Raw genomic sequence first — 21,787 nt, forward strand, 5'->3', positions numbered from 1 at the left:
CGTTGATGGGGGCGTCGCACCACCCGGACTCCGTGGCCTCGCTCCCGTCGTCGAAGCTGCCGCACGCCCCTCCCAGGAGGCGGGGTGCCCGGGGCCCCCGCGCCTCCTGTCCGTTGGTTGCATGGAGACATGGACATCCTCCTCCGACTCCTCGTCTCGATCGGGTTCGCCCTGCTCGTGACCGCGGTCGCCGCCCTGGTCCTGCGTCTCGTCTTCCGCGCGCTCGGCCGGCGGGAACGCTGGGCCGCCTCACTGTCCAGACGGACGAAGCACCCGACGAGGACACTGCTGCTCGTCACGCTGCTGTGGGCCGCCTTCGCGTCGTCGATCCCAGCGACGTCCTCCTCCGGGTGGCGGGACACCGTCTCCCACGTGTTCCTGGTCGCCACGATCGGCGTCGGCACCTGGTTGGCGTGCGGCCTGGCGATCTTCCTCGAGAGCCTGGGGCTCCACAAGTACCGCGTCGACGTGCCGGACAACCGGGTCGCGCGGCGGATCCGCACGCAGGTCCTCATCCTCCGCCGCCTCACCGTCGCCGTCCTCGTGATCATCGGCGTCGGCGCGATCCTGCTGACGTTCCCCGGGGTCGAGGCCGCCGGCGCCAGCGTCCTCGCCTCCGCCGGGCTCATCTCGGTGATCGCGGGCCTCGCGGCGCAGTCGACGCTCGGCAACGTCTTCGCCGGCATGCAGCTGGCGTTCTCCGGCTCGATCCGGGTGGACGACGTCGTCGTGGTCGAGCAGCAGTGGGGGCGCATCGAGGAGATCACCCTGACGTACGTCGTCGTGCACCTGTGGGACGACCGCCGGTTCGTGCTGCCCTCGACCTACTTCACGTCGACGCCGTTCGAGAACTGGACGAGGACGAACAGCGAACTGCTCGGTGCCGTGGAGTTCGACCTGGACTGGCGGGTGCGACCGGGGGAGATGCGCGTCGAGCTCGACCGGATCCTGTCCCGCACCGAGCTCTGGGACCAGCGCGTGAAGGTGCTGCAGGTCACCGACGCGGTGCAGGGGTACGTGCGGGTCAGGGTGCTCGCGACGTCGCACGACGCCCCGTCCCTGTTCGACCTGCGCTGCTACATCCGCGAGGAGCTCGTCGACTGGATCCAGCGCACCCACCCGGACGCGCTCCCGATCCAGCGGGTGCAGATGGTCGACGAGGTCGCGCCCCGCCGCCGGACCGCGTCGACGGCCTCCGACTCGGCGCTCTTCACCCCCGACGACGACCGTGCAGCGCTCTTCACCGGTCCGATCCAGACCGCGCACGTCCCGCGGTCGGAGCAGTAGGCGCGTTCCGCGCAGACGGGAGGCCCGGTGCCAGCTGGCACCGGGCCTCCCGTCCGTCAGGCGGCCCGGTCGGGCCGTCCGGCTGATGGTGCGTTCAGCTCACGGCTGACGCGCTCGGACGGCGCGGTCGTCCTCGACGACCGTGCCGATCGCCACGATCGTGGTGGCCAACCAGGCAACCCACGTCAGGGCGAGGCGCCAGTCGCGCGGCCCCTGCCTGGTGGTCTGCAGCACGCTGTAGCCGCTGATGATCGAACTCCACACCGCACCGTTGAACAAGAACTTGCGCACGGATTCCTCCTGTCGTCGTCGGCATCCACGCTACTGGTCTGTACATTGGAGCGCCGCCGATCGCGGCCGCTCATGGAGGAGTCATCGTGCGTCAAGCCGTCATCGGGGCAGGTCTGTTGGTCGTCGGCGCCGTGTGCGTCGCCCTCGGGCTGCTCCCGTTGCCCGAACTCGCCGAGCTCGCCGACCGGGTCGTGCCCGTCCTCGGGTTCGTGCTCGGGCTCACGATCGTGTCCGAGCTCGCCGCCGACGCCGGCGTGTTCGACCGCCTCGCCGACGTCGCCGCACGCATCGGCGGCGGGCGGACCATCGGGCTGTGGGGAGCGGTCGTCGTCCTCGCCGTCCTGTGCACGGTGTTCCTGTCGATCGACACCACCGCGGTGCTGCTCACCCCGATCGTGATCGCCCTGGCCCGTCGGGTCGGGCTCCCGCCGATGCCCTTCGCGCTGACCACCGTGTGGCTCGCGAACACCGCGTCACTCCTGCTGCCCGTCTCGAACCTGACGAACCTGCTCGCCGTCGACCGCATCGGGCTCGACGGGCCGATCCCGTTCGCCGGCCTCATGGTGTGGGCAGCGCTCGCCGGCGTCGTCGTGCCGTGTGCCGTGCTGCTCGTCGTCTTCCGCGGGCGGCTGTTCGGTCGCTACACGCCCGTCGACGTCCGTCGTCCGGCCGACCCGGTCTTCTTCACCGCCGCATCGGTGGTGCTCGTCGCGCTCGTCATCGCGCTCACCGCCGGGGTGACCGTCTGGATCGCGGCGCTCGCGGCCGCGGTGGTGCTCGTGGTCGTCGCGGCGTTCCGGGCACCGGGCGAGCTGCGGCCGTCGCGGGTGCCGTGGTCGACGCTGGTGTTCGCCGCCGGGCTGTTCGTCGTCGTCGAGACGCTGCACGCCACCGGGGTGACCGACCCGATCGTGCGCGCGCTCTCCGGCGGCACCGACACCGGGTCGCTGCTCCTCCTCGCCGGTGCCGGCGGGGTCGCCGCGAACGTGATGGACAACCTGCCCGCGTACCTGGTGCTCGAGCCGGCCGCCGGACACGAGGCCCTCCGCTACGCGGCACTGCTGATCGGGGTGAACGCCGGGTGCCTCATCACGCCGTGGGCGTCCCTCGCGACGCTGCTCTGGCACGCGCGGCTGTCCGCCGAGGGCATCCGGTTGTCGTGGGGCAAGTACATGGCGCTCGGCTGCGTCGTCGCGCCGCTGACGGTCGTCGCCGGCGTGCTCGCGCTGGGGGTGTAGCGCGGGGGGGTGGCGCCCGCGCCCGCGCTCCCACCCGCGCCCCCACCCGCGCCCCCACGATCGAGGGAACAGAAATCGTCGGGTGCCCCGCGCTGACCCGACGATTTCTGTTCCCTCGATCCCTCGCCGCCGCCGCTACAGCCAGTCGCGGTGCTTGAAGACGCGGTAGAGCACCAGGCTCGACACGACGATGAGGGACACGGAGACGAACAGGCCGCCCCACTGCCCCTCGCCGGGGAACGTCACGTTCTGCCCGAAGAACCCCGTGATGGCGGTCGGGATCGCGATGATCGCCGCCCAGCTCGTCACCTTCTTCATGACGGTGTTCTGCCGGTTCGACGCCAGGTTGAGGTTCGTGTCCAGCACGCTCGACACGGCGTCCCGCAGCTGGTCGGCGGAGTCGGCGATCGACACCAGGTGGTCCTCGACGTCGCGGAAGTACGGGCGGATGCCGTCGGCGATCGTCTCGGCGTCCCCGTGGAGCAGGGACGCGACGCTGTCCTTCGTCGGGACGACCAGCCGTCGGATCACCCCGAGACCCTTCCGGAGCGCGAACGACCGGCGCTGGATCTGCTGCTCGCGGGGGTTGCCGCGTTCGAACAGGTCGTCCTCGAGCTCGTCGATGTCCTGCTCGATGTCCTCGACCACCGCGGACGCATGGTCGACGACCGCGTCGAGCAGTCCCCACACCAACCACGGCACCCCGTGGTCGGCCTGGTCGGCGTTCGCGTCGAGACGACTCGAGACCTCCCCGATGTCGAAGTCGGCACCGTGGATCGTGACGAGGGCACGCGGGGTGACGAACGCCTTGACCTCGTGCACGACGACCGAGCCGTCCGGGTTCCGCCCGGCGATGTCGTAGACGACCAGGAACAGGCTGTCGCGGTACCGGTCGAGCTTCGGGCGCTGCCCGCGTTCCACCGCGTCCTCGACGGCGAGCGCGTGGATGCCGAGTTCGCCCTCGACGTGTTCGAGGTCCGCTGCGTCCGGGTCCGTGTAGTCGATCCAGACGAACGTGTCGTCCTCGGCGACGAGGTCCGAGATGCGCTCGACGGGGAAGTCCCGCTCGGCTGCCGATCCGTTCCGCCACGAGCGAGTGCTGACCATGGGCGCCAGCCTAGTGACGGGACGACTGCGCGCCCGGCGGGGAAGCCCCGCCGAGCGCGCAGTCCGTACAGGTCCGGCTCAGTAGGCCGAGACCAGCTTGCCGTCCTCGACCTTCAGGAACTCGTGGACGTCGAAGGTGTCCTCCAGGTGCCCGCTGTCCCCGAAGTACGACGTGTAGTCGTACCCGATCACGCCGTCCGAGGTGCTCGTCACCTGGATGCTGCCGGAACCCGAGGTCTCCACCTTGAGCTCCGGCATCGTCTTCACCTCGTACTTGACCGCACCGTCGGCGTCGTACGGCCCGTACCAGGGGCAGCCGCTCAGGGCGTCGACGTCGGTCTTCGCGGCGCACGTCGTGATCTCGTCCGTGACGAACTTCTCCGCGTCGGTCGTGAGCTGCTTCGTCGGCTTCGGGGTGAAGTCGACGTACGGGCTCGACGAGCCGCCGATCGCCAGCGTCTTCGTGCCCCCGGTGAAGTACTTCGTCCCGCCGACCTCGACCCGGTAGGTGCCCGGGTAGGCGAGCGACCGGAAGGTCCCGTCCGAGATCTTCCCGACCCGCTTGCCGCCGATCGTGACCGGGGCGCCCTCGAGCGCCGACGCGGCGGTGATCGACACGGACTCCGCCAGGGGAGCGGTGACACGCCACTCGTCCTTCACGAGCCAGCTCGTGCCGGTCCGACGGAGCTCCACCTGACCGGAGCGGTTCTTGCCACCCTGCGTGTAGCTCACGGTGGCCACGGCACGGTCGCCGCTCGTCGAGACCCGCCCCACACGGACGTCGCCCGGGCGGTTCGTGGCGCTCTTCAGCACGGCGGCGTCGAGCATCGCGGCGTCCTCGGGGACCTCGCTCATCCGCTCGGCGGTCGCGGCGTCGCCCCGGGCGATCGCGTCGACGTAGCTGCGGACCGTCGGTGCAGGCCCCCACACGTTCGAGCGCAGGATCCCGGTGGTCACGGCGCCGGCCACGACCACCACCACGACGGCACCGCCGGCGACGAGCGACCGGATCAGGACCTTCTTGGCACGTGGCGACATCGGTGCGGCGGCGCTCGCCGCATCCGGCCCGACGAAGGGCTGCGGTGCGCCGACGAACGGCTGCGGCGCGCCGACGAACGGCTGCGCGGCATCAGCGGTCGGCTGGTCCCCGGCGGCCGGGACACCCGACCACCCGGCGGCCGACGTGGTGTCGGCGGGTGCAGCAGCGGGACCCGACGTGCCCGCCGACGGCGCCGTGCCGGTCGCGGGCGCCGCGCCAGCTGCTGGCGCAGCCCAACCGGGTGCCACCGGTCGCGGGTCCGCACCGACCAGGCGCGAGGTGAACAGGACGATCCGCGATCCCAGGCGGGGGACGAGCACCGGCGCCAGGTACCGCGCGACGACCTCGATCGCCGCACCCCACGCGGCGAACACGACCGGGGTCCACGGCGCGACGCCCATCGACCCGGAGCCGCCGACGACGCTCGACCCGGTCGCCGAGTACGAGAACACCCCGGTGCCGAGCACGAACACGACCACGCCGACGACGAGCCAGACCGCTGGTGAGACGACCCAGTCGAGGGTGGTCCGGACGCGGTCGTTCCGTCGGACGGCGAGTGCGAGTCCGGCGGCGACGGCGGTGAGGGCGACGAACAGCACGAGCAGCCAGAGCCAGCCGGACGCGCCGCTGAACGCGGAGGCGGTCTGTGCGCCGCTGCCGAAGCCGGACACCCCGACACCGCCGAGGAACCCGAGCGACACGATCGCCGACGCCAGGTTGCCCACGACGAGCGGCAGCGCCGAGCCCCACGACGGCTGGACGACGAGTGCGACGACCACCAGGACGACCGTGATGAGCACCACGAGGAACCCGACCTGCCCGACGGCGACGCGAGCGGTGCCGAGCGTGCGGACGGCGAGCACCCGGCCGCGTGCGAGCACGGACGGACGGGCCAGGAGCGCGGACACCGCGCCGATGACGAACGCGCCGAGGATGCTGCCGATGCCGATCGCGTGCACGGCGCTGATCGACACCCCGGACGAGGCCGGGAACCGGATGGCGAGGACGAGTCCGGCCAGCGTCGTGAACGCGGTGAGCACCAGCCCGGTCACCACCGAGGTGACGAGGAGCTGCGGCACGCCGAGCGAGCGGCTGCGGATGCGGCGGGTGAGCACGACGGCGATGACGACCTGCGCCGCGAGCACGAGCGCCGGCACGACGCCGAGGGATGCCGAGCCGGCGAGGCCGAACAGGGGCACGGACCCGGACACGTGCAGTCGTCCGAAGTCGGCGAGGGCGACGAGCTGTGCAGGAGCCCCGAGCAGCACGCTGATGCCGGACAGCAGGCCCTGCAGGTCGGGAGCGGAGGATGCCGCCCCCGAGTCGGGCACGAACCCGCCGTCGATCGACGCGCCGCCGGACGACCCGGACCCGACGGCGACGATCGCCACGGTCAGCAGCAGCGAGATCCCCGCGACGACGTAGGCCGCGACCCAGGCGCCGGCGCCGGCGATCGCCGCGGCCAGCCAGTCCCGACCGCCGATCGAGCGGAGGAGCCGGCCCAGCGCATCGGGCTCACGAGGAGCGTCGGGCTCACGCGAAGCGTCGGGCTCTCGAGGGGGGACGGGTGGGTTGTCGCTCACGGCGGGAGTCCTCTCCGGCCGGGCGGCCGCGTGCCAGCCCCTCCGGCACGCCGTGTCCCCCCGACACGGGATGCAGCATATCGGAAGCCGCGGATCCTCCGGGAATCTGCTGTCGGCACGCTGGTAACTTCGGACCCGTGCCAGCACCCCACAGCGCTTCCGCCAAGTACTCCTTCGTCGTCGCCTCCAACCGCCTGCCCGTCGACCGCGTCGTGGACGACGAGGGCAACGAGGGCTGGCGGCACTCGCCCGGCGGGCTCGTGACGGCGCTCGAGCCGGTGATGCGCGCGAACGACGGTGCATGGGTCGGCTGGGTGGGGCAGCCGGACGTCGAGGTGGACCCCTTCGACAACGAGGGCATCCACATCGTCCCGGTGCCGCTGAGCACGAGCGAGGTCGAGGAGTACTACGAGGGCTTCAGCAACGACACGCTCTGGCCGCTCTACCACGACGTCATCGAGCACCCGAGCTACCACCGCGACTGGTGGAACTCGTACAAGGGCGTCAACAAGCGCTTCGCCGAGCAGATCGCCGAGATCGTCGAGCAGGACGGCATCGTCTGGGTGCAGGACTACCAGCTGCAGCTCGTCCCGGCGCTCCTCCGCGAACTCCGCCCGGACCTGACGATCGGCTTCTTCAACCACATCCCGTTCCCGCCGGTCGGCATCTACGCGCAGCTGCCATGGCGTGCACAGATCCTCGACGGCCTGCTCGGCGCGGACGTGATCGGCTTCCAGCGGCACGACGACGCCAGCGACTTCCTCCGTGCCGTGCGGCACATCAAGGGCTACACGACGAAGGGCTCGACGATCGACGTCCCCGTCGACGACCCGAACGCCCCGCGGAGCCGCAAGGGCGTCACCGTCCGCCACGTCGAGGCGCGGCACTTCCCGATCTCGATCGACGCCGAGAGCTTCGAGGAGATCGCCCGCCGCCCCGAGGTGCAGGAGCGCGCCCGCGAGATCCGACGGGGGCTGGGCAACCCGAAGACCGTGCTCCTCGGCGTCGACCGGCTCGACTACACCAAGGGCATCCGGCACCGCATCAAGGCCTTCGGCGAGCTCATCCAGGACGGACGGATCGACGTCGAGGACGCCACGCTCGTGCAGGTCGCGAGCCCGAGCCGCGAGCGCGTCGACACCTACCGGATGCTCCGCGACGAGATCGAGCTGAGCGTCGGGCGGCTGAACGGCGACCTCGGCACGATCACGCACCAGCCGATCTCGTACCTGCACCACGGCTACCCGCGCGAGGAGATGGTGGCGCTCTACCTGGCCGCCGACATCATGCTCGTGACGGCGCTCCGTGACGGCATGAACCTCGTCGCGAAGGAGTACGTCGCCACGCGTTTCGACAACGACGGCGTGCTGATCCTCTCCGAGTTCGCCGGCGCGGCCGACGAGCTCAAGCAGGCGGTGATCATCAACCCGCACGACATCGGTGCCCTGAAGGACTCGATCCAGCGCGCCATCGAGATGCCGAAGCGCGAGCGCTCGACGCGGATGCGTGCGCTCCGGAAGCGCGTCCGCGACAACGACGTCGCCCGCTGGTCGCGCTCGTTCCTCGAGGCACTCGACCGGCACGCCCCGCGCGACGCGCGGATCGATCCGACCGGTGCGGAACGGCACCGCGAGGCACAGACCGACAACATGTCGATCTTCGACCAGGACGCGCAGACCGCGCGTGCAGCAGAGGACACCCGGGAGGCCCGTGATGCGTGACCAGTCCACGAACGTCGACGAGACGGCGGCTCCAGCGCTCGACACGGCCCTCGCGGACCTGGCGGCGTCCGGCACGCTGCTGGTCGCGCTGGACTTCGACGGCACGTTGGCGCCCTTCTCCGACGACCCCGGGCAGGTCGGTGCCCTGCCGGGGAGCTGGGCGGCGGTCCTGACGCTGCAGCGCGCGAAGGGCACCGAGGTGGTGCTCGTCTCCGGCCGCCCGCTCGACTCGCTCGCCCGGGTCACGCAGGCCCCTGAGGACATGTCGCTCGTCGGCTCGCACGGCGTCGAGTGGCGCGTCGACGGTCACGACCAAGAGGCACTGACCGCCGAGGAACACGACCGCGTCGCGCGGATCGGTGCCGCGCTCGACGCCGTCGGGGAGCGCTTCCCCGGGGTCGTCATCGAGCACAAGCCGGCCGGGCACGGCGTGCACACGCGCCGGGTGAGCGCCGAGGTCGCAGCCGAGGCGAACGCCGCCGCGAGTGCGGCGGCGCACGAGGCGGACGCCGACGTGCTCGAACGCGGCGGCAAGGACATCCTCGAGTTCGCGGTGCGACACGTCACGAAGGGCGACGCCATCGACCGGCTCCGCGAGCTCCGTGGCGCCGACGCGGTGTTCTTCGCCGGGGACGACGTCACCGACGAGGACGCCTTCCGGGTGCTGCGCGACGGCGACGTCGGCGTGAAGGTGGGGGAGGGCGACACGCTCGCCGGCCACCGGGTCGCCGACCCGGCGGCGCTGACCGACGTCCTGAAGCAGCTCGCGCGCCTGCGTGCGGTGCGCTGAGGACGTGAGCACAACCTCTCCCCACCGGCACGGCCGACTCGCCGCTGGCGCGTCGATCCGGAACCGGCGGCGTGGGCCCAGACCGATGCGAACGCATGGAAGTGCGCCACTGGTATCCCAATCGGTCCTAGACTCACTCCATGCCTGATATCGACGTCAAGCCGCGGAGCCGGGTCGTCACCGACGGGATCGAAGCAACCACCTCGCGTGGCATGCTGCGTGCTGTCGGGATGGGGGACGAGGACTGGGAGAAGCCGCAGATCGGCATCGCCTCGTCCTGGAACGAGATCACCCCGTGCAACCTGAGCCTCGACCGGCTCGCCCAGGGCGCCAAGGAAGGCGTCCACGGTGGGGGCGGGTACCCCCTGCAGTTCGGCACCATCTCCGTCTCGGACGGCATCTCGATGGGTCACGAGGGGATGCACTTCTCCCTCGTCTCGCGTGAGGTCATCGCCGACAGTGTCGAGACCGTCGTGAACGCCGAGCGTCTCGACGGCACCGTCCTGCTCGCCGGGTGCGACAAGTCGCTCCCCGGGATGCTCATGGCTGCCGCGCGCCTCGACCTCGCGAGCGTCTTCCTCTACGCGGGGTCGGTCATGCCCGGCTACGTGAAGCAGGCCGACGGCTCGATGAAGGAAGTCACGATCATCGACTCCTTCGAGGGCGTCGGCGCGTGCAAGGCCGGCACCATGAGCGAGGAAGAGCTCAAGAAGATCGAGTGCGCGATCGTCCCCGGCGAGGGTGCCTGCGGCGGTATGTACACGGCGAACACCATGGCCTCGGTCGCCGAGGCGCTCGGGATGTCGCTCCCGGGCTCCGCCGCGCCGCCCAGCGCCGACCGCCGCCGCGACTACTACGCGCACCGCTCGGGTGAAGCCGTCGTGAACATGCTCAAGCACGGCATCACCGCCCGGCAGATCCTGACGCGCGAGGCGTTCGAGAACGCCATCGCCGTCGCGATGGCGCTCGGCGGCTCGACCAACGTCGTCCTGCACCTGCTGGCGATCGCGCACGAGGCCGAGGTCGAACTGAGCCTCGACGACTTCAACCGCATCGGCTCGAAGGTCCCGCACCTGGCGGACATGAAGCCCTTCGGCAAGTACGTCATGGTCGACGTCGACCGCAACGGCGGCATCCCCGTGATCATGAAGGCGCTGCTCGACGCCGGGCTGCTGCACGGCGACTGCATGACCGTGACGGGCAAGACCGTCGCGGAGAACCTCGCCGAGATCGACCCGCCGGAGCTCGACGGCGAGGTGTTCCGCAAGCTCGACAACCCGATCCACGAGACCGGTGGCCTGACGATCCTGCAGGGCTCCTTCGCGCCGGAGGGCGCCGTGGTGAAGACCGCGGGCTTCGACGCATCGGTGTTCGAGGGCCCTGCGCGCGTGTTCGACCGGGAGCGCTCCGCGATGGACGCCCTCACCGAGGGCAGGATCCAGAAGGGCGACGTCGTCGTCATCCGGTACGAGGGCCCCAAGGGCGGCCCCGGCATGCGCGAGATGCTCGCCATCACCGCTGCCATCAAGGGCGCTGGCCTCGGCAAGGATGTACTACTCTTGACCGACGGACGATTCTCAGGCGGCACAACCGGCCTGTGCATCGGCCACATCGCACCGGAAGCAGTGGACGCAGGTCCAGTTGCATTCGTGCGCGATGGCGACCGCATCCGTGTCGACATCGCGGCTCGCTCGCTCGACCTACTGGTCGAGCCTGCCGAGCTGGAAGCCCGCCGTGACGGCTGGGCTCCGCTGCCCCCGCGCTACACCCGCGGAGTCCTCGCGAAGTACGCCAAGCTCGTGCAGTCCGCCGCCAAGGGCGCGGTCACGGGCTAGCGTTCGACACCCGCACCACTGCCATCTCTCCAGGCAAGGAACCCTTCATGCCCACGGAAGCCACACCGCTGTCCGCGGCCACCGGAGCGCGTCGCACTCCAGAGGTCCTGACCGGCTCGGGAGCCGTCCTCCGGACCCTCGAGCACCTCGGGATCACCGACGTCTTCGGGCTGCCCGGCGGCGCGATCATCCCGTTCTACGACGAGCTCATGGCGTCGAAGACGATCCGCCACATCCTGGTCCGCCACGAGCAGGGCGCCGGCCACGCCGCCGAGGGCTACGCGTCCGCGTCCGGCAAGGTCGGCGTCGCCATCGCGACGTCCGGTCCCGGCGCGACGAACCTCGTCACCGCGATCGCCGACGCCTACATGGACTCGGTGCCGTTCATCGCGATCACCGGCCAGGTGTTCTCGACGCTGATGGGCACCGACGCCTTCCAGGAAGCGGACATCGTCGGCATCACCATGCCGATCACGAAGCACTCGTTCCTCGTGACCGACCCCGCCGACGTGCCGGCGACCCTGGCCGCTGCGCACCTCATCGCGACGACCGGACGCCCCGGTCCCGTGCTGGTGGACATCACGAAGGACGCCCAGCAGAAGTCGGCGCCGTACGTCTGGCCGCCCAAGATCGACCTGCCCGGCTACCGGCCGGTCACCAAGGCGCACGGCAAGCAGATCACCGCGGCCGCGCAGCTCCTCGCCGGGGCCGAGCGTCCGGTGCTCTACGTCGGCGGCGGCGTCGTCCGCTCCCGCGCGACGGCAGAACTGCTCGCGTTCGCCGAGGCCACGGGTGCGCCCGTCGTCACGACGCTGATGGCTCGCGGGGCATTCCCGGACTCGCACCCGCAGCACCTCGGCATGCCCGGCATGCACGGCACCGTCCCCGCGGTGCTCGGCCTGCAGGACAGCGACCTGATCGTCGCGCTCGGCGCCCGGTTCGACGACCGCGTGACGGGCAAGGCCGACGAGTTCGCGCCCGATGCCAAGGTCGTGCACGTCGACATCGACCCCGCCGAGATCTCGAAGATCCGCTTCGCCGACGTCCCGATCGTGGGCGACGCGCGCGAGGTGCTCATCGACCTGCTCGATGCGTGGGGCGGCATTCCCGTCGAGGACCGCGCGTCGACGGCCGACTGGTGGACGAAGCTCCGCCAGCTCAAGGTCGACTTCCCACTCGGGTACGCGGAACCCACCGACGGACTGCTCGCCCCGCAGGCGATCATCCGGCGCATCGGCGAGCTCACCGGACCCGAGGGCATCTACGCCTCCGGGGTCGGCCAGCACCAGATGTGGTCGGCGCAGTTCATCCAGTACGAGCGCCCGAACGCGTGGCTGAACTCCGGCGGCGCCGGGACGATGGGCTACTCGGTCCCCGCCGCGATGGGCGCGAAGGTCGCAGAGCCCGACCGGGTGGTGTGGGCGATCGACGGCGACGGCTGCTTCCAGATGACGAACCAGGAACTCGCGACCTGCGTCATCAACGACATCCCGATCAAGGTCGCGATCATCAACAACTCGTCGCTCGGCATGGTGCGGCAGTGGCAGACGCTGTTCTACGACGGCCGTCACTCGTTCACCGACCTGGAGACCGGACACTCGACGCGTCGTGTGCCGGACTTCGTCAAGCTCGCCGACGCCTACGGTGCCCTCGGCATCCGCGTCGAGAAGGCCGACGAGGTCGACGCGGCGATCAAGCTGGCGCTCGAGACGAACGACCGCCCCGTGGTGATCGACTTCGTCGTGAGCCGTGACTCGATGGTCTGGCCGATGGTCCCGCAGGGTGTCAGCAACTCGTCGATCGAGTACGCCCAGGCCCTCGCTCCCACCTGGGACGAGGAAGACGCCGACATGACGGGGGAGACCGCATGAGCCACGTCCTGTCCCTCCTGGTCGAGGACAAGCCGGGTCTGCTGACCCGCGTCGCCGGCCTCTTCGCCCGCCGCGGTTTCAACATCGAGTCCCTCGCCGTCGGCAACACCGAGGTCGCGGGCCTCTCCCGCATCACGGTCGTCGTCGACGTCGAGGACCTGCCGCTCGAGCAGGTGACCAAGCAACTCAACAAGCTCGTCAACGTCATCAAGATCGTCGAACTCGACTTCTCGCAGTCGGTCCAGCGCGAGCACATGCTCGTGAAGGTCCGTGTCGACAACCAGACGCGCTCGGCCGTGCTCGAAGCAGTGAACCTGTTCCGCGCCCAGGTCGTCGACGTCGCGAACGACTCGCTCATCGTCGAGGTGACCGGCGACCCCGGCAAGATCCAGGCGATCCTCCGCGTGCTCGAGCCCTACGGGATCAAGGAGCTCGCCCGAGCGGGCCTCCTCGGCATGGGCCGCGGACCGAAGAGCATCACCGACCGGGTGCGCTGAGCGCCACCCGGCCCCGAACGAACCACAACCAAGGAGATCACGCACCGTGACTGACATCGTGTACGACGCCGACGCCGACCTGACCCTCATCCAGGGCAAGAAGGTCGCGGTCATCGGCTACGGCTCGCAGGGCCACGCCCACGCCCTCAACCTCCGCGACTCCGGCGTCGAGGTGAAGATCGGTCTGAAGGAGGGCTCGAAGAGTCGCCAGAAGGCCGAGGAGGCGGGCTTCGAGGTCCTCACCCCTGCCGAGGTCACCAAGTGGGCCGACGTCGTCGTGATCCTCGCGCCGGACCAGGTCCAGCGCATCGTCTACAAGGACGACATCGAGCCGAACCTCAAGCAGGGTGCGACCCTCGTCTTCGGCCACGGCTTCAACATCCGCTACGGCTACATCCAGGCACCGGAGGGCGTCGACGTGTCGCTCGTCGCGCCGAAGGGCCCCGGCCACACCGTGCGCCGCGAGTACGAGGCCGGCCGTGGCGTCCCCGTGATCGTCGCCGTCGAGGTCGACGCGTCCGGCTCCGCCTGGGACCTCGCGTGGTCCTACTCCAAGGCGATCGGTGGCCTCCGCTCCGGCGGCATCAAGACCACCTTCACCGAGGAGACCGAGACCGACCTGTTCGGTGAGCAGGCCGTCCTCTGCGGTGGCACGTCGCAGCTCATCCAGTACGGCTTCGAGACCCTCGTCGAGGCGGGCTACCAGCCGCAGATCGCCTACTTCGAGGTGCTCCACGAGCTCAAGCTCATCGTCGACCTCATCTGGGAGGGCGGCCTCACCAAGCAGCGCTGGTCGATCTCCGACACCGCCGAGTTCGGTGACTACGTCTCCGGCCCCCGCGTGATCTCGCCCGAGGTCAAGGAGAACATGAAGGCGGTGCTCGCCGACATCCAGGACGGCACCTTCGCCAAGCGCTTCATCGACGACCAGGACGCCGGTGCGCCGGAGTTCAAGGCGCTCCGCGAGAAGGGCGAGGGCCACCCGATCGAGGCGACCGGTCGCGAGCTGCGCAAGCTGTTCGCGTGGAAGCAGTCGGACTCCGACTACGTCGACGGTTCCGCAGCGCGGTAGTCTTCCCCAGACCACTCGACGACGAGGCGGCGGTGTGCACCCGTGCACCGCCGCCTCTCGATGTGACCCGAACGTTATGCAGCAGCACTCCAACAGCTCCGACGCCCCCGACCGGCGTCCCTCAGGCGACGCTCAGCGCGTTGCGCGACATGCGTCGTCCGTGGCGCCCGCACGGTGGCAGAACCGTACCGATCGGCATGGGATGATCGACGGATGGCGGTGACGAAGCGAGCGGTCCACATCGGCGCCGGCAAGATCGGGCGCGGATTCGTGGGCCAGTTCCTCGTGGCCAGCGGCTACGAGCTGACCTTCGTCGACGTCGACGAGCGGGTCGTCCAGGCCCTCAACGAAGCCGGTCGCTTCGTGGTGCACGAGGTCGGCGAGATGCCGGTCGAGCACCTCGTCTACGGCTTCCGTGCGCTCAGCAGCAAGACCGACCGCGATGCCGTGGTCAGGGCGATCGCCGAGGCCGACGTCGTCACCACGGCCGTCGGTGCCCGCACGCTGCCGCTCGTCGCACCGGTCATCGCCGAGGGGCTCGCGGCGCGAGGGCTCGAGCGCGGTGACGTCACGATCGTCGCGTGCGAGAACGCCTTCAACGCCACCGACTCCCTGCACGCCAGCATCCGTCGCGCTCCGATCCTCGAGGACCGCGACATCGCCGCCGTCTTCGCGAACTGCGCGATCGACCGCATCGTCCCCGACCAGTCCGGCGTCCTCGGGCAGTCCGGCGGCCTCGACGTCGTGCTCGAGCCGTTCTACGAGTGGGTCATCGAGCGCACGCCCTTCGCGAGCTCGGACGCCGAGCCCCCGGAGATCGAGGGGGTGACCTGGGTGGACGACCTGCAGCCGTTCGTCGAGCGCAAGCTCTACACGGTGAACACGGCCCACGCGACGGCCGCCTACCACGGCTACGTCCGCGGGATCCGGCTCATCCGTGAAGCGCTGGAGGACACCGCCGTGAAGGCCGAGGTCGACGGCGTCCTCGCGGAGACGACCGCGCTCCTCATCGCGAAGCACGGCTTCGACCCCGAGGAACACGCGCGCTACGTGGCCGCGAACCTCTCCCGCATCGCGAACCCGCACCTGCCGGACACCACCGTCCGCGTCGGTCGGAACCCGCTCCGGAAGCTCGGGCGCCGCGAACGCTTCGTCGGTCCCGCGGCGCAGCTCGCCGAGCGCGGCCTCCCCGTCGAGCACCTGCTCGGCGCAGTCCGCGTCGCGCTCGAGTTCGACGACGAGAACGACCCGGAGTCGATCGAGCTGCACGCGCTGCTCCGGTCGGGGGCCACGGCGCACGCGCTCACCGAGATCCTGACCGGTCTCATGGAGAGCCACCCGCTGTTCCCGTCCGTCCGGGACGTCGTCGCCGAGGTGCTCGAGTCCCAGGCCGCCGACGCCTGACGTCGTCCGCAGCCGGCCGTCCGGTCCCGAGGGCGCCGCGTCTCTCGTAGAATCGTGGGCATGACCCCGGCACCTCCAGCACACCACGACGCCGCGGCGTCCCCGCCGGACGGCGCGCTCGACCACGACGACGACGCAGCCCTGCAGTGGGGCGACGCGGACGACGCCACCCACGTCGACGCCGCGCACAACCCGGTCCGCGTCAAGGCGCGCCGCGAGCACGACCCCGAGGAACCACTCGGTTCGAGCGCACTCGTCGGCATGGGCGTCTTCGGTGGCATCTACCTGCTCTACACGGTCGCGTGGCTCGTCAGCGCGAGCCTCCTCACCGTCACCGGTTCCGGTGTGGCGGGCATCGTGTCCGAGGTCATGCGCGTCCTCGCGATCATGGCACCGGCGTTCTGGTTCGCCGCCACGCTCTGGCTCGGGCAGGGGAGCAGGAACCGCACCAAGTTCGTCTGGCTCCTCATCGGGGCGGTCGTCCTCATCCCGTGGCCGTTCATCATGACCAGGAGCTTCGGGTGAGCGCCGCCGTCACCGAGCGGCAGCGCACGGTCACCATCGGCAAGGCCGTCGTCTGGGGCGTCGCGGCCGTGTGCCTGGCGTACGTCACCTGGCAGGCCGTCGGCAACCTCGTCGGCGTCTCGAAGTCCGTGTCGGACTTCAACGAGTTCGTCCGGAAGAACGGCGGCACCGGCCTCGAGACCTCGACGCCGTGGGTGGCGCTCGTCCTCGACGTGCTGATCGCGCCGGCCGCGTTCGTCGCCGCCTGGCTGGTGTCGCGCAGGATGGACCTGGTCCGCACCGTCGTCGTCTTCGTCGCCGCGCTCTGCGCGGTCTCCGCGCTCTGGTTCACGCTCCTGCAGTACGTGTCCTCGACGCTCCGCATCGGTTCCTGACACCGGACAGGAGGCCCGTGGCGACGCCGCCACGAGCCTCCCGCCCGTCATGTGGTCCTCCACAGGGCTCCTGCCGCGGTCGTAACGGCCTGCTCGCGTCGATACGATGGTGGGATACCGCCCGTCTCGTGTGAGGAAACAGCAGCTGTGCCGAAGCCGGTCGTCCTGATCGCCGAAGAACTCTCGCCCGCCACAGTCGACGCCCTCGGGCCCGACTTCGAGATCCGGAACGTGGACGGCACCGACCGCTCCGCACTCCTGGCCTCCCTCGCCGACGCGCACGCCATCCTGGTGCGCTCCGCCACCAAGGTCGACGCCGAAGCGATCGCCGCAGCCCCGAACCTCAAGGTCGTCGCCCGTGCGGGTGTCGGCCTCGACAACGTCGACATCAAGGCGGCCACCACGGCCGGCGTGATGGTCGTCAACGCCCCGACGTCGAACATCATCTCGGCCGCCGAGCTGACGGTCGGGCACATCCTGTCGCTCGCGCGGCACATCCCGGCGGCGCACGCGTCGCTCGCGGCCGGCGCGTGGAAGCGTTCCGCATACACCGGTGTCGAGCTCTACGAGAAGACCGTCGGCATCATCGGCCTCGGCCGCATCGGCGCGCTGATCACCCAGCGCCTGCAGGCCTTCGGCGTCTCGGTCATCGCGTACGACCCCTACGTCACGACCGCTCGTGCGCAGCAGCTCGGGGTGGAGCTCGTCTCCCTCGACGACCTGCTGCGGCGCGCCGACTTCGTCACGATCCACATGCCGAAGACGCCGGAGACCCTCGGCATGATCTCGGACGACCAGTTCGCGATCATGAAGCCGACGGCCTTCGTGGTGAACGTCGCCCGCGGTGGCCTCATCGACGAAGACGCGCTGCACCGAGCGCTCACGTCGAACCAGATCGCCGGTGCCGGCCTCGACGTCTTCGTGTCGGAGCCCCCGACGGACTCGCCGCTCCTCGCGCTGCCGAACGTCGTCGTCACGCCGCACCTCGGCGCGTCCACCGACGAAGCGCAGGAGAAGGCGGGCGTCTCGGTCGCCAAGTCGGTGCGGCTCGCCCTCGGCGGAGAGCTCGTCCCCGACGCGGTGAACGTCGCCGGCGGCGTCATCGACCCGTACGTGCGCCCCGGCATCCCGCTCGTCGAGAAGCTCGGCCAGGTCTTCACGGCCCTCGCCACCTCGCCGGTGACCAGCATCGACGTCGAGGTGCACGGCGAGCTCGCCGAGTTCGACGTCAGCGTCCTCAAGCTGGCGGCGCTCAAGGGCGTCTTCACCGACGTCGTGAGCGACCAGGTGTCCTACGTGAACGCCCCGCTCATCGCGGAGCAGCGTGGGGTCAGCGTCCGGCTCATCACCGACAAGGACAGCCCTGAGTACCGCAACGTGCTGACGATCCGCGGCGCCCAGTCCGACGGCCCGGCGATCAGCGTCTCCGGCACGCTCACCGGCCCGAAGCAGGTCGAGAAGCTCGTGGAGATCAACGGCTACGACGTCGAGGTCGCCCTCGACAAGCACCACGTGGTCATGGACTACACGGACCGGCCCGGCATCGTCGCGGTGTACGGCAAGGAGTTCGGCGAGGCGGGCATCAACATCGCCGCCATGCAGATCGCCCGGCACTCGGCCGGTGGTCAGGCGCTCAGCGTCCTGACCGTCGACTCACCCGTGCCGGCGGAGATCCTCGAGCACGTCCGTTCGACGATCGACGCCTCCTCGCTCCGCGAGATCGACATCACGCTGTAGGAGAGCACTCATGACGCAGACGCTCAAGCTCGCTGTCATCCGTGGGGACGGGATCGGCCCGGAGGTCGTGGACGAGGCCCTCAAGGTCCTGCGCGCCGTCACCCCGGACGACCTCGTCGTCGAGGAGACCCCGTTCTCGCTCGGAGCCACCCGGTTCCTCGAGACCGGCGACATCCTGACGGACGACGACATGGCTGCCGTCGCGTCGCACGACGCGATCCTGCTCGGCGCGGTCGGCGGGGATCCCCGTGATCCCCGCCTGGCCGGCGGCATCATCGAGCGTGGGCTGCTGCTGAAGCTGCGGTTCGCCTTCGACCACTACGTCAACCTGCGTCCGACGAAGGTCTACGAATCGGTCGTCACACCACTGGCCTCCCCGGGGGACGTCGACTTCGTCGTCGTCCGCGAAGGAACCGAGGGACCGTACGTCGGCAACGGGGGAGCGATCCGCGTCGGCACACCGCACGAGATCGCGACCGAGGTCTCGGTGAACACGGCGTACGGAGTCGAGCGCACCGTGCGCTACGCGTTCGACCTGGCTGACCGTCGTCCCCGCAAGCACCTGACGCTCGTGCACAAGAGCAACGTGCTCGTGAACGCCGGGGCGCTCTGGCAGCGCACGGTCGCAGCGGTGGGGCAGGAGTACCCGGACGTCACCGTGGACTACCAGCACGTCGACGCCGTCACCATCCACATGGTGCGGGAGCCTGCTAGGTTCGACGTCATCGTCACCGACAACCTCTTCGGTGACATCATCACCGACCTGGCCGGCGCGATCAGCGGCGGCATCGGTCTGGCGGCCTCGGGCAACATCAACCCGGACGGCACCTTCCCCAGCATGTTCGAGCCGGTGCACGGATCCGCGCCGGACATCGCGGGTCAGCAGAAGGCCGATCCCACGGCCGCCATCCTCTCCGTCGCACTCCTCCTCGACCACATCGGTCGGGGTGACCTGGCGACGGCGGTGACACGGGCGGTGGAAGCGGACCTGGCTGACCGGGGCACCACGCAGCGTCGCACGGCCGAGATCGGCGACGCCATCGCCGCCGCGGCCACAGCGCGCACCACCACCGCCTGAAAGGGAGCCACACCGATGAGCACCGAGACAGTCTTCGGACTCGAGTTCTCCACCACCCCGTCCGCTGAGCGCCGTGCCGAGGCGGAGCGCGAGACGATCCTGGCGGACCCCGGGTTCGGCAAGCACTTCACCGACCACATGGCCACCGTCGAGTGGACGCTCGACGCCGGCTGGCACGACGCGTCGATCCACCCGTACGGACCGCTGTCGCTCGACCCCAGCGCCAGCGTGCTGCACTACGCGCAGGAGATCTTCGAGGGCCTGAAGGCGTACCGGCACGCCGACGGCTCGGTGTGGACGTTCCGTCCGGAAGCGAACGCCAAGCGGTTCCAGCGCTCGGCCCGCCGTCTCGCGCTGCCGGAGCTGCCCGTCGAGGTGTTCGTCGAGTCGATCCGACAGCTGGTCCGGACCGACGTCGACTGGGTACCGGGTGCCCCGGAGACGAGCCTGTACCTGCGGCCGTTCATGATCGCCACCGAGTCGTTCCTCGGGGTCCGTGCGGCCCAGGCGGTGTCGTACCACTGCATCGCGAGCCCGGCCGGCGCGTACTTCACGTCCGGTCCGAAGCCGGTGTCCATCTGGCTGTCGTCGAACTACGCCCGAGCGGGCCGTGGTGGCACCGGTGCCGCCAAGACCGGCGGCAACTACGCCGCGTCGCTGCTGCCCCAGCAAGAGGCGTACGAGCACGGCTGCCAGCAGGTGATGTTCCTCGACTCCGAAGAGGGCAAGTACCTCGAAGAGCTCGGCGGCATGAACGTCGTGCTGGTGCGGTCCGACGGGACGCTCGTGACGCCCGACTCGGACTCCATCCTCGAAGGGATCACGCGCGACTCGATCCTGCAGCTCGCGGAAGACCGCGGCCTGCGGGTCGAGCGGCGACGGGTGACCCTCGACGAGTGGCGTGACGGCGTCGCGGACGGCTCCATCACCGAGGCCTTCGCGTGCGGCACCGCCGCCGTGGTGACCCCGATCGCCGAGCTCCGCGGCGACGGCTTCACGATCGGCTCGCCCACCGTCGGTGCCGGCGAACTGACGATGTCCCTCCGTGAGGAGCTCACCGACATCCAGTCCGGCCGTCGTCCCGACCCGCACGGGTGGATGACCAAGCTGACCGACGCGTCCTGATCCCGGGCTCGGCGTCGGTAGGGTCGAACGGTGAAGATCGCACGGTTCAGCAGCAAGGGTGAAGACCCCCGGTACGGCATCCTCGACGAGCGCGCTCTGGTGGTGCTCGCGGGAGACCCGATGTACCAGGGCTTCGAGACCACGGGGGAGCGGGTGCCCCTGTCGGAAGCGAAGCTCCTCGCACCGGTGATCCCGCGCTCCAAGGTGATCGGCGTCGGGCTCAACTACGCCGAGCACGCCGACGAGATGGACGACGTGTCGGGGGACGACCCCGTGGTGTTCCTCAAGCCGAACACCTCGGTCATCGGTCCGGACGACCCCATCCGCCTGCCGGAGGGCGTCGGCCGCGTCGACCACGAGGGCGAACTCGCCATCGTGATCGGGTCCCTCGCCAAGAACGTCACGCGAGAGGACTTCGCGAGCGTCATCCTCGGGTACACGATCGCGAACGACGTGACCGCCCGTGACCTCCAGGCTCGCGACGGCCAGTGGACCCGGGCGAAGGGGTTCGACACGTTCTGCCCGCTCGGCCCGGTGATCGAGACCGAGATCGACCCGTCGGACATCCGTCTCGAGACCCGCGTCGACGGAGACCTGCGCCAGGTGGCGTCGACGAGCGAGATGGTGCACGACATCCCGTCGCTCATCGAGTTCGTGTCGTCGATCTGGACGCTCCTGCCCGGGGACGTCATCCTCACCGGCACCCCCGCCGGCGTGGGGGAGATCCGTGACGGCGAGGTCGTCGAGGTGACCATCTCCGGCATCGGCACGTTGAAGAACCCGGTCATCGCCCGCAAGTGACGACCAACCGAAGGGCCCCGCATCCACACGGATGTGGGGCCCTTCGTCGTTCGACGACACCTGTTCCCCGTCGTTCCGGGCGACACGCCGTCGTGCAGCCCCGGTTTGCCCGATCCGCGGATCGTGCGTAGAGTTCTTACTCGTCACCCCAAAGGTGCGGCGGAGAAGCCGAGACGGTCACCCGGAGCGAAAGCCCCGGTGATGCAGTCCGGCCGAGCCGACCTCAAGCGGGACCACCCACTCCAATGAAGCCGGTCGAAAGACCGCCACTGAAGTAGTGGTACAGTACCGAAGTTGCCCGAGCGGGCATTCCCTCCAGGGAGAAGAAGCTCGGCGCGTCTGGTCCTTGAGAACTCAACAGCGTGCACATTGTCAATGCCAATTTATTGACCCCGTTGCCTTCACTTGTGGA

The 21,787-nt window shown here is 70.0% G+C and carries 19 protein-coding genes; 15 read left to right on the forward strand and 4 right to left on the reverse strand.

The features are described 5' to 3' along the window. The first annotated feature begins 129 nt into the window (after positions 1 to 129). Positions 130 to 1,287, forward strand: coding sequence for a mechanosensitive ion channel family protein (locus tag ACO0E1_RS18705; protein WP_422875547.1), 1,158 nt, complete (start codon positions 130 to 132; stop codon positions 1,285 to 1,287). 99 nt (positions 1,288 to 1,386) lie between these two features. Here the strand turns inward: ACO0E1_RS18705 and ACO0E1_RS18710 are convergent, their stop codons facing one another. Continuing rightward, entirely contained in the window at positions 1,387 to 1,578 is a 192-nt protein-coding gene (locus ACO0E1_RS18710) for a hypothetical protein (RefSeq protein WP_281264934.1), read from the reverse strand. Positions 1,579 to 1,664: 86 nt separating this feature from the next. On the opposite strand from ACO0E1_RS18710, the gene ACO0E1_RS18715 reads away from it, so the two are divergent. After that, positions 1,665 to 2,816 (forward strand): SLC13 family permease, encoded by a 1,152-nt coding sequence (locus ACO0E1_RS18715; RefSeq protein WP_422875548.1) that lies wholly within the window; start codon positions 1,665 to 1,667, stop codon positions 2,814 to 2,816. A 135-nt stretch (positions 2,817 to 2,951) separates the two neighbouring features. Here the strand turns inward: ACO0E1_RS18715 and ACO0E1_RS18720 are convergent, their stop codons facing one another. Together ACO0E1_RS18720 and ACO0E1_RS18725 are read right to left on the reverse strand one after the other, a co-directional pair. Further along, positions 2,952 to 3,923: a magnesium transporter CorA family protein gene (locus ACO0E1_RS18720; RefSeq protein ID WP_422875549.1), complete on the reverse strand. Its 972-nt coding sequence runs from the start codon at positions 3,921 to 3,923 to the stop codon at positions 2,952 to 2,954. Positions 3,924 to 4,001: 78 nt separating this feature from the next. Beyond that, positions 4,002 to 6,545 (reverse strand): hypothetical protein, encoded by a 2,544-nt coding sequence (locus ACO0E1_RS18725; RefSeq protein WP_422875550.1) that lies wholly within the window; start codon positions 6,543 to 6,545, stop codon positions 4,002 to 4,004. Between the two features lie 137 nt (positions 6,546 to 6,682). On the opposite strand from ACO0E1_RS18725, the gene otsA reads away from it, so the two are divergent. From otsA to ACO0E1_RS18790, 13 genes are all read left to right on the forward strand, one after another. Then, on the forward strand, positions 6,683 to 8,266 hold the full coding sequence (otsA, locus tag ACO0E1_RS18730) for an alpha,alpha-trehalose-phosphate synthase (UDP-forming) (RefSeq protein WP_422875551.1): 1,584 nt from the start codon (positions 6,683 to 6,685) through the stop codon (positions 8,264 to 8,266). Beyond that, positions 8,259 to 9,056 carry a trehalose-phosphatase gene (otsB, locus tag ACO0E1_RS18735; RefSeq protein ID WP_422875552.1) on the forward strand — a complete coding sequence of 266 codons (798 nt, stop codon included), beginning with the start codon at positions 8,259 to 8,261 and terminating at the stop codon, positions 9,054 to 9,056. The genes otsA and otsB overlap by 8 nt, the downstream gene beginning before the upstream one ends. 140 nt (positions 9,057 to 9,196) lie before the next feature. Next, positions 9,197 to 10,891 (forward strand): dihydroxy-acid dehydratase, encoded by a 1,695-nt coding sequence (gene ilvD, locus ACO0E1_RS18740; protein ID WP_413601638.1) that lies wholly within the window; start codon positions 9,197 to 9,199, stop codon positions 10,889 to 10,891. Positions 10,892 to 10,938: 47 nt separating this feature from the next. After that, positions 10,939 to 12,762, forward strand: coding sequence for an acetolactate synthase large subunit (locus ACO0E1_RS18745; RefSeq protein WP_281264927.1), 1,824 nt, complete (start codon positions 10,939 to 10,941; stop codon positions 12,760 to 12,762). Next, positions 12,759 to 13,259: an acetolactate synthase small subunit gene (gene ilvN, locus ACO0E1_RS18750; protein WP_144763790.1), complete on the forward strand. Its 501-nt coding sequence runs from the start codon at positions 12,759 to 12,761 to the stop codon at positions 13,257 to 13,259. The genes ACO0E1_RS18745 and ilvN overlap by 4 nt, the downstream gene beginning before the upstream one ends. 46 nt (positions 13,260 to 13,305) lie before the next feature. After that, the gene (gene ilvC / locus ACO0E1_RS18755; RefSeq protein WP_422875553.1) at positions 13,306 to 14,331 is read left to right on the forward strand and encodes a ketol-acid reductoisomerase; all 1,026 of its coding nucleotides are present in this window, start codon (positions 13,306 to 13,308) and stop codon (positions 14,329 to 14,331) included. Between the two features lie 213 nt (positions 14,332 to 14,544). Continuing rightward, the gene (locus ACO0E1_RS18760; RefSeq protein WP_422875554.1) at positions 14,545 to 15,735 is read left to right on the forward strand and encodes a mannitol-1-phosphate 5-dehydrogenase; all 1,191 of its coding nucleotides are present in this window, start codon (positions 14,545 to 14,547) and stop codon (positions 15,733 to 15,735) included. Positions 15,736 to 15,795: 60 nt separating this feature from the next. Then, positions 15,796 to 16,260: a hypothetical protein gene (locus ACO0E1_RS18765; RefSeq protein WP_422875555.1), complete on the forward strand. Its 465-nt coding sequence runs from the start codon at positions 15,796 to 15,798 to the stop codon at positions 16,258 to 16,260. Beyond that, complete coding sequence (locus ACO0E1_RS18770; RefSeq protein WP_422875556.1) at positions 16,257 to 16,634, forward strand: hypothetical protein; 378 nt, start codon at positions 16,257 to 16,259, stop codon at positions 16,632 to 16,634. The genes ACO0E1_RS18765 and ACO0E1_RS18770 overlap by 4 nt, the downstream gene beginning before the upstream one ends. 147 nt (positions 16,635 to 16,781) lie before the next feature. Beyond that, complete coding sequence (gene serA / locus ACO0E1_RS18775; RefSeq protein WP_422875557.1) at positions 16,782 to 18,371, forward strand: phosphoglycerate dehydrogenase; 1,590 nt, start codon at positions 16,782 to 16,784, stop codon at positions 18,369 to 18,371. 10 nt (positions 18,372 to 18,381) lie between these two features. Next, positions 18,382 to 19,449: a 3-isopropylmalate dehydrogenase gene (locus ACO0E1_RS18780; RefSeq protein WP_422875558.1), complete on the forward strand. Its 1,068-nt coding sequence runs from the start codon at positions 18,382 to 18,384 to the stop codon at positions 19,447 to 19,449. A gap of 15 nt (positions 19,450 to 19,464) precedes the next feature. Further along, positions 19,465 to 20,574, forward strand: a complete 1,110-nt coding sequence (locus ACO0E1_RS18785; protein ID WP_422875559.1) for a branched-chain amino acid aminotransferase — start codon at positions 19,465 to 19,467, stop codon at positions 20,572 to 20,574. A gap of 30 nt (positions 20,575 to 20,604) precedes the next feature. After that, positions 20,605 to 21,375: a fumarylacetoacetate hydrolase family protein gene (locus tag ACO0E1_RS18790; RefSeq protein WP_281264919.1), complete on the forward strand. Its 771-nt coding sequence runs from the start codon at positions 20,605 to 20,607 to the stop codon at positions 21,373 to 21,375. A gap of 223 nt (positions 21,376 to 21,598) precedes the next feature. Here the strand turns inward: ACO0E1_RS18790 and ACO0E1_RS18795 are convergent. Then, positions 21,599 to 21,787, reverse strand: a 189-nt coding sequence (locus ACO0E1_RS18795; RefSeq protein WP_422875560.1) for a hypothetical protein, incomplete at its 5' end; no start/stop codon positions are given.

The sequence above is a fragment of the Curtobacterium guangdongense genome (assembly GCF_049341845.1).
Classification (GTDB): domain Bacteria; phylum Actinomycetota; class Actinomycetes; order Actinomycetales; family Microbacteriaceae; genus Curtobacterium; species Curtobacterium guangdongense.

Bases quoted from the DNA above. Each gene is read 5' to 3' on its own strand.
- ilvD (WP_413601638.1), top strand. From the start codon at position 9,197: ATGCCTGATATCGACGTCAAGCCGCGGAGCCGGGTCGTCACCGACGGG.
- ACO0E1_RS18745 (WP_281264927.1), top strand. From the start codon at position 10,939: ATGCCCACGGAAGCCACACCGCTGTCCGCGGCCACCGGAGCGCGTCGC.
- ACO0E1_RS18720 (WP_422875549.1), bottom strand. From the start codon at position 3,923: ATGGTCAGCACTCGCTCGTGGCGGAACGGATCGGCAGCCGAGCGGGAC.
- ACO0E1_RS18780 (WP_422875558.1), top strand. From the start codon at position 18,382: ATGACGCAGACGCTCAAGCTCGCTGTCATCCGTGGGGACGGGATCGGC.
- ACO0E1_RS18785 (WP_422875559.1), top strand. From the start codon at position 19,465: ATGAGCACCGAGACAGTCTTCGGACTCGAGTTCTCCACCACCCCGTCC.
- ACO0E1_RS18765 (WP_422875555.1), top strand. From the start codon at position 15,796: ATGACCCCGGCACCTCCAGCACACCACGACGCCGCGGCGTCCCCGCCG.
- ilvN (WP_144763790.1), top strand. From the start codon at position 12,759: ATGAGCCACGTCCTGTCCCTCCTGGTCGAGGACAAGCCGGGTCTGCTG.
- ACO0E1_RS18705 (WP_422875547.1), top strand. From the start codon at position 130: ATGGACATCCTCCTCCGACTCCTCGTCTCGATCGGGTTCGCCCTGCTC.
- ACO0E1_RS18760 (WP_422875554.1), top strand. From the start codon at position 14,545: ATGGCGGTGACGAAGCGAGCGGTCCACATCGGCGCCGGCAAGATCGGG.
- otsB (WP_422875552.1), top strand. From the start codon at position 8,259: ATGCGTGACCAGTCCACGAACGTCGACGAGACGGCGGCTCCAGCGCTC.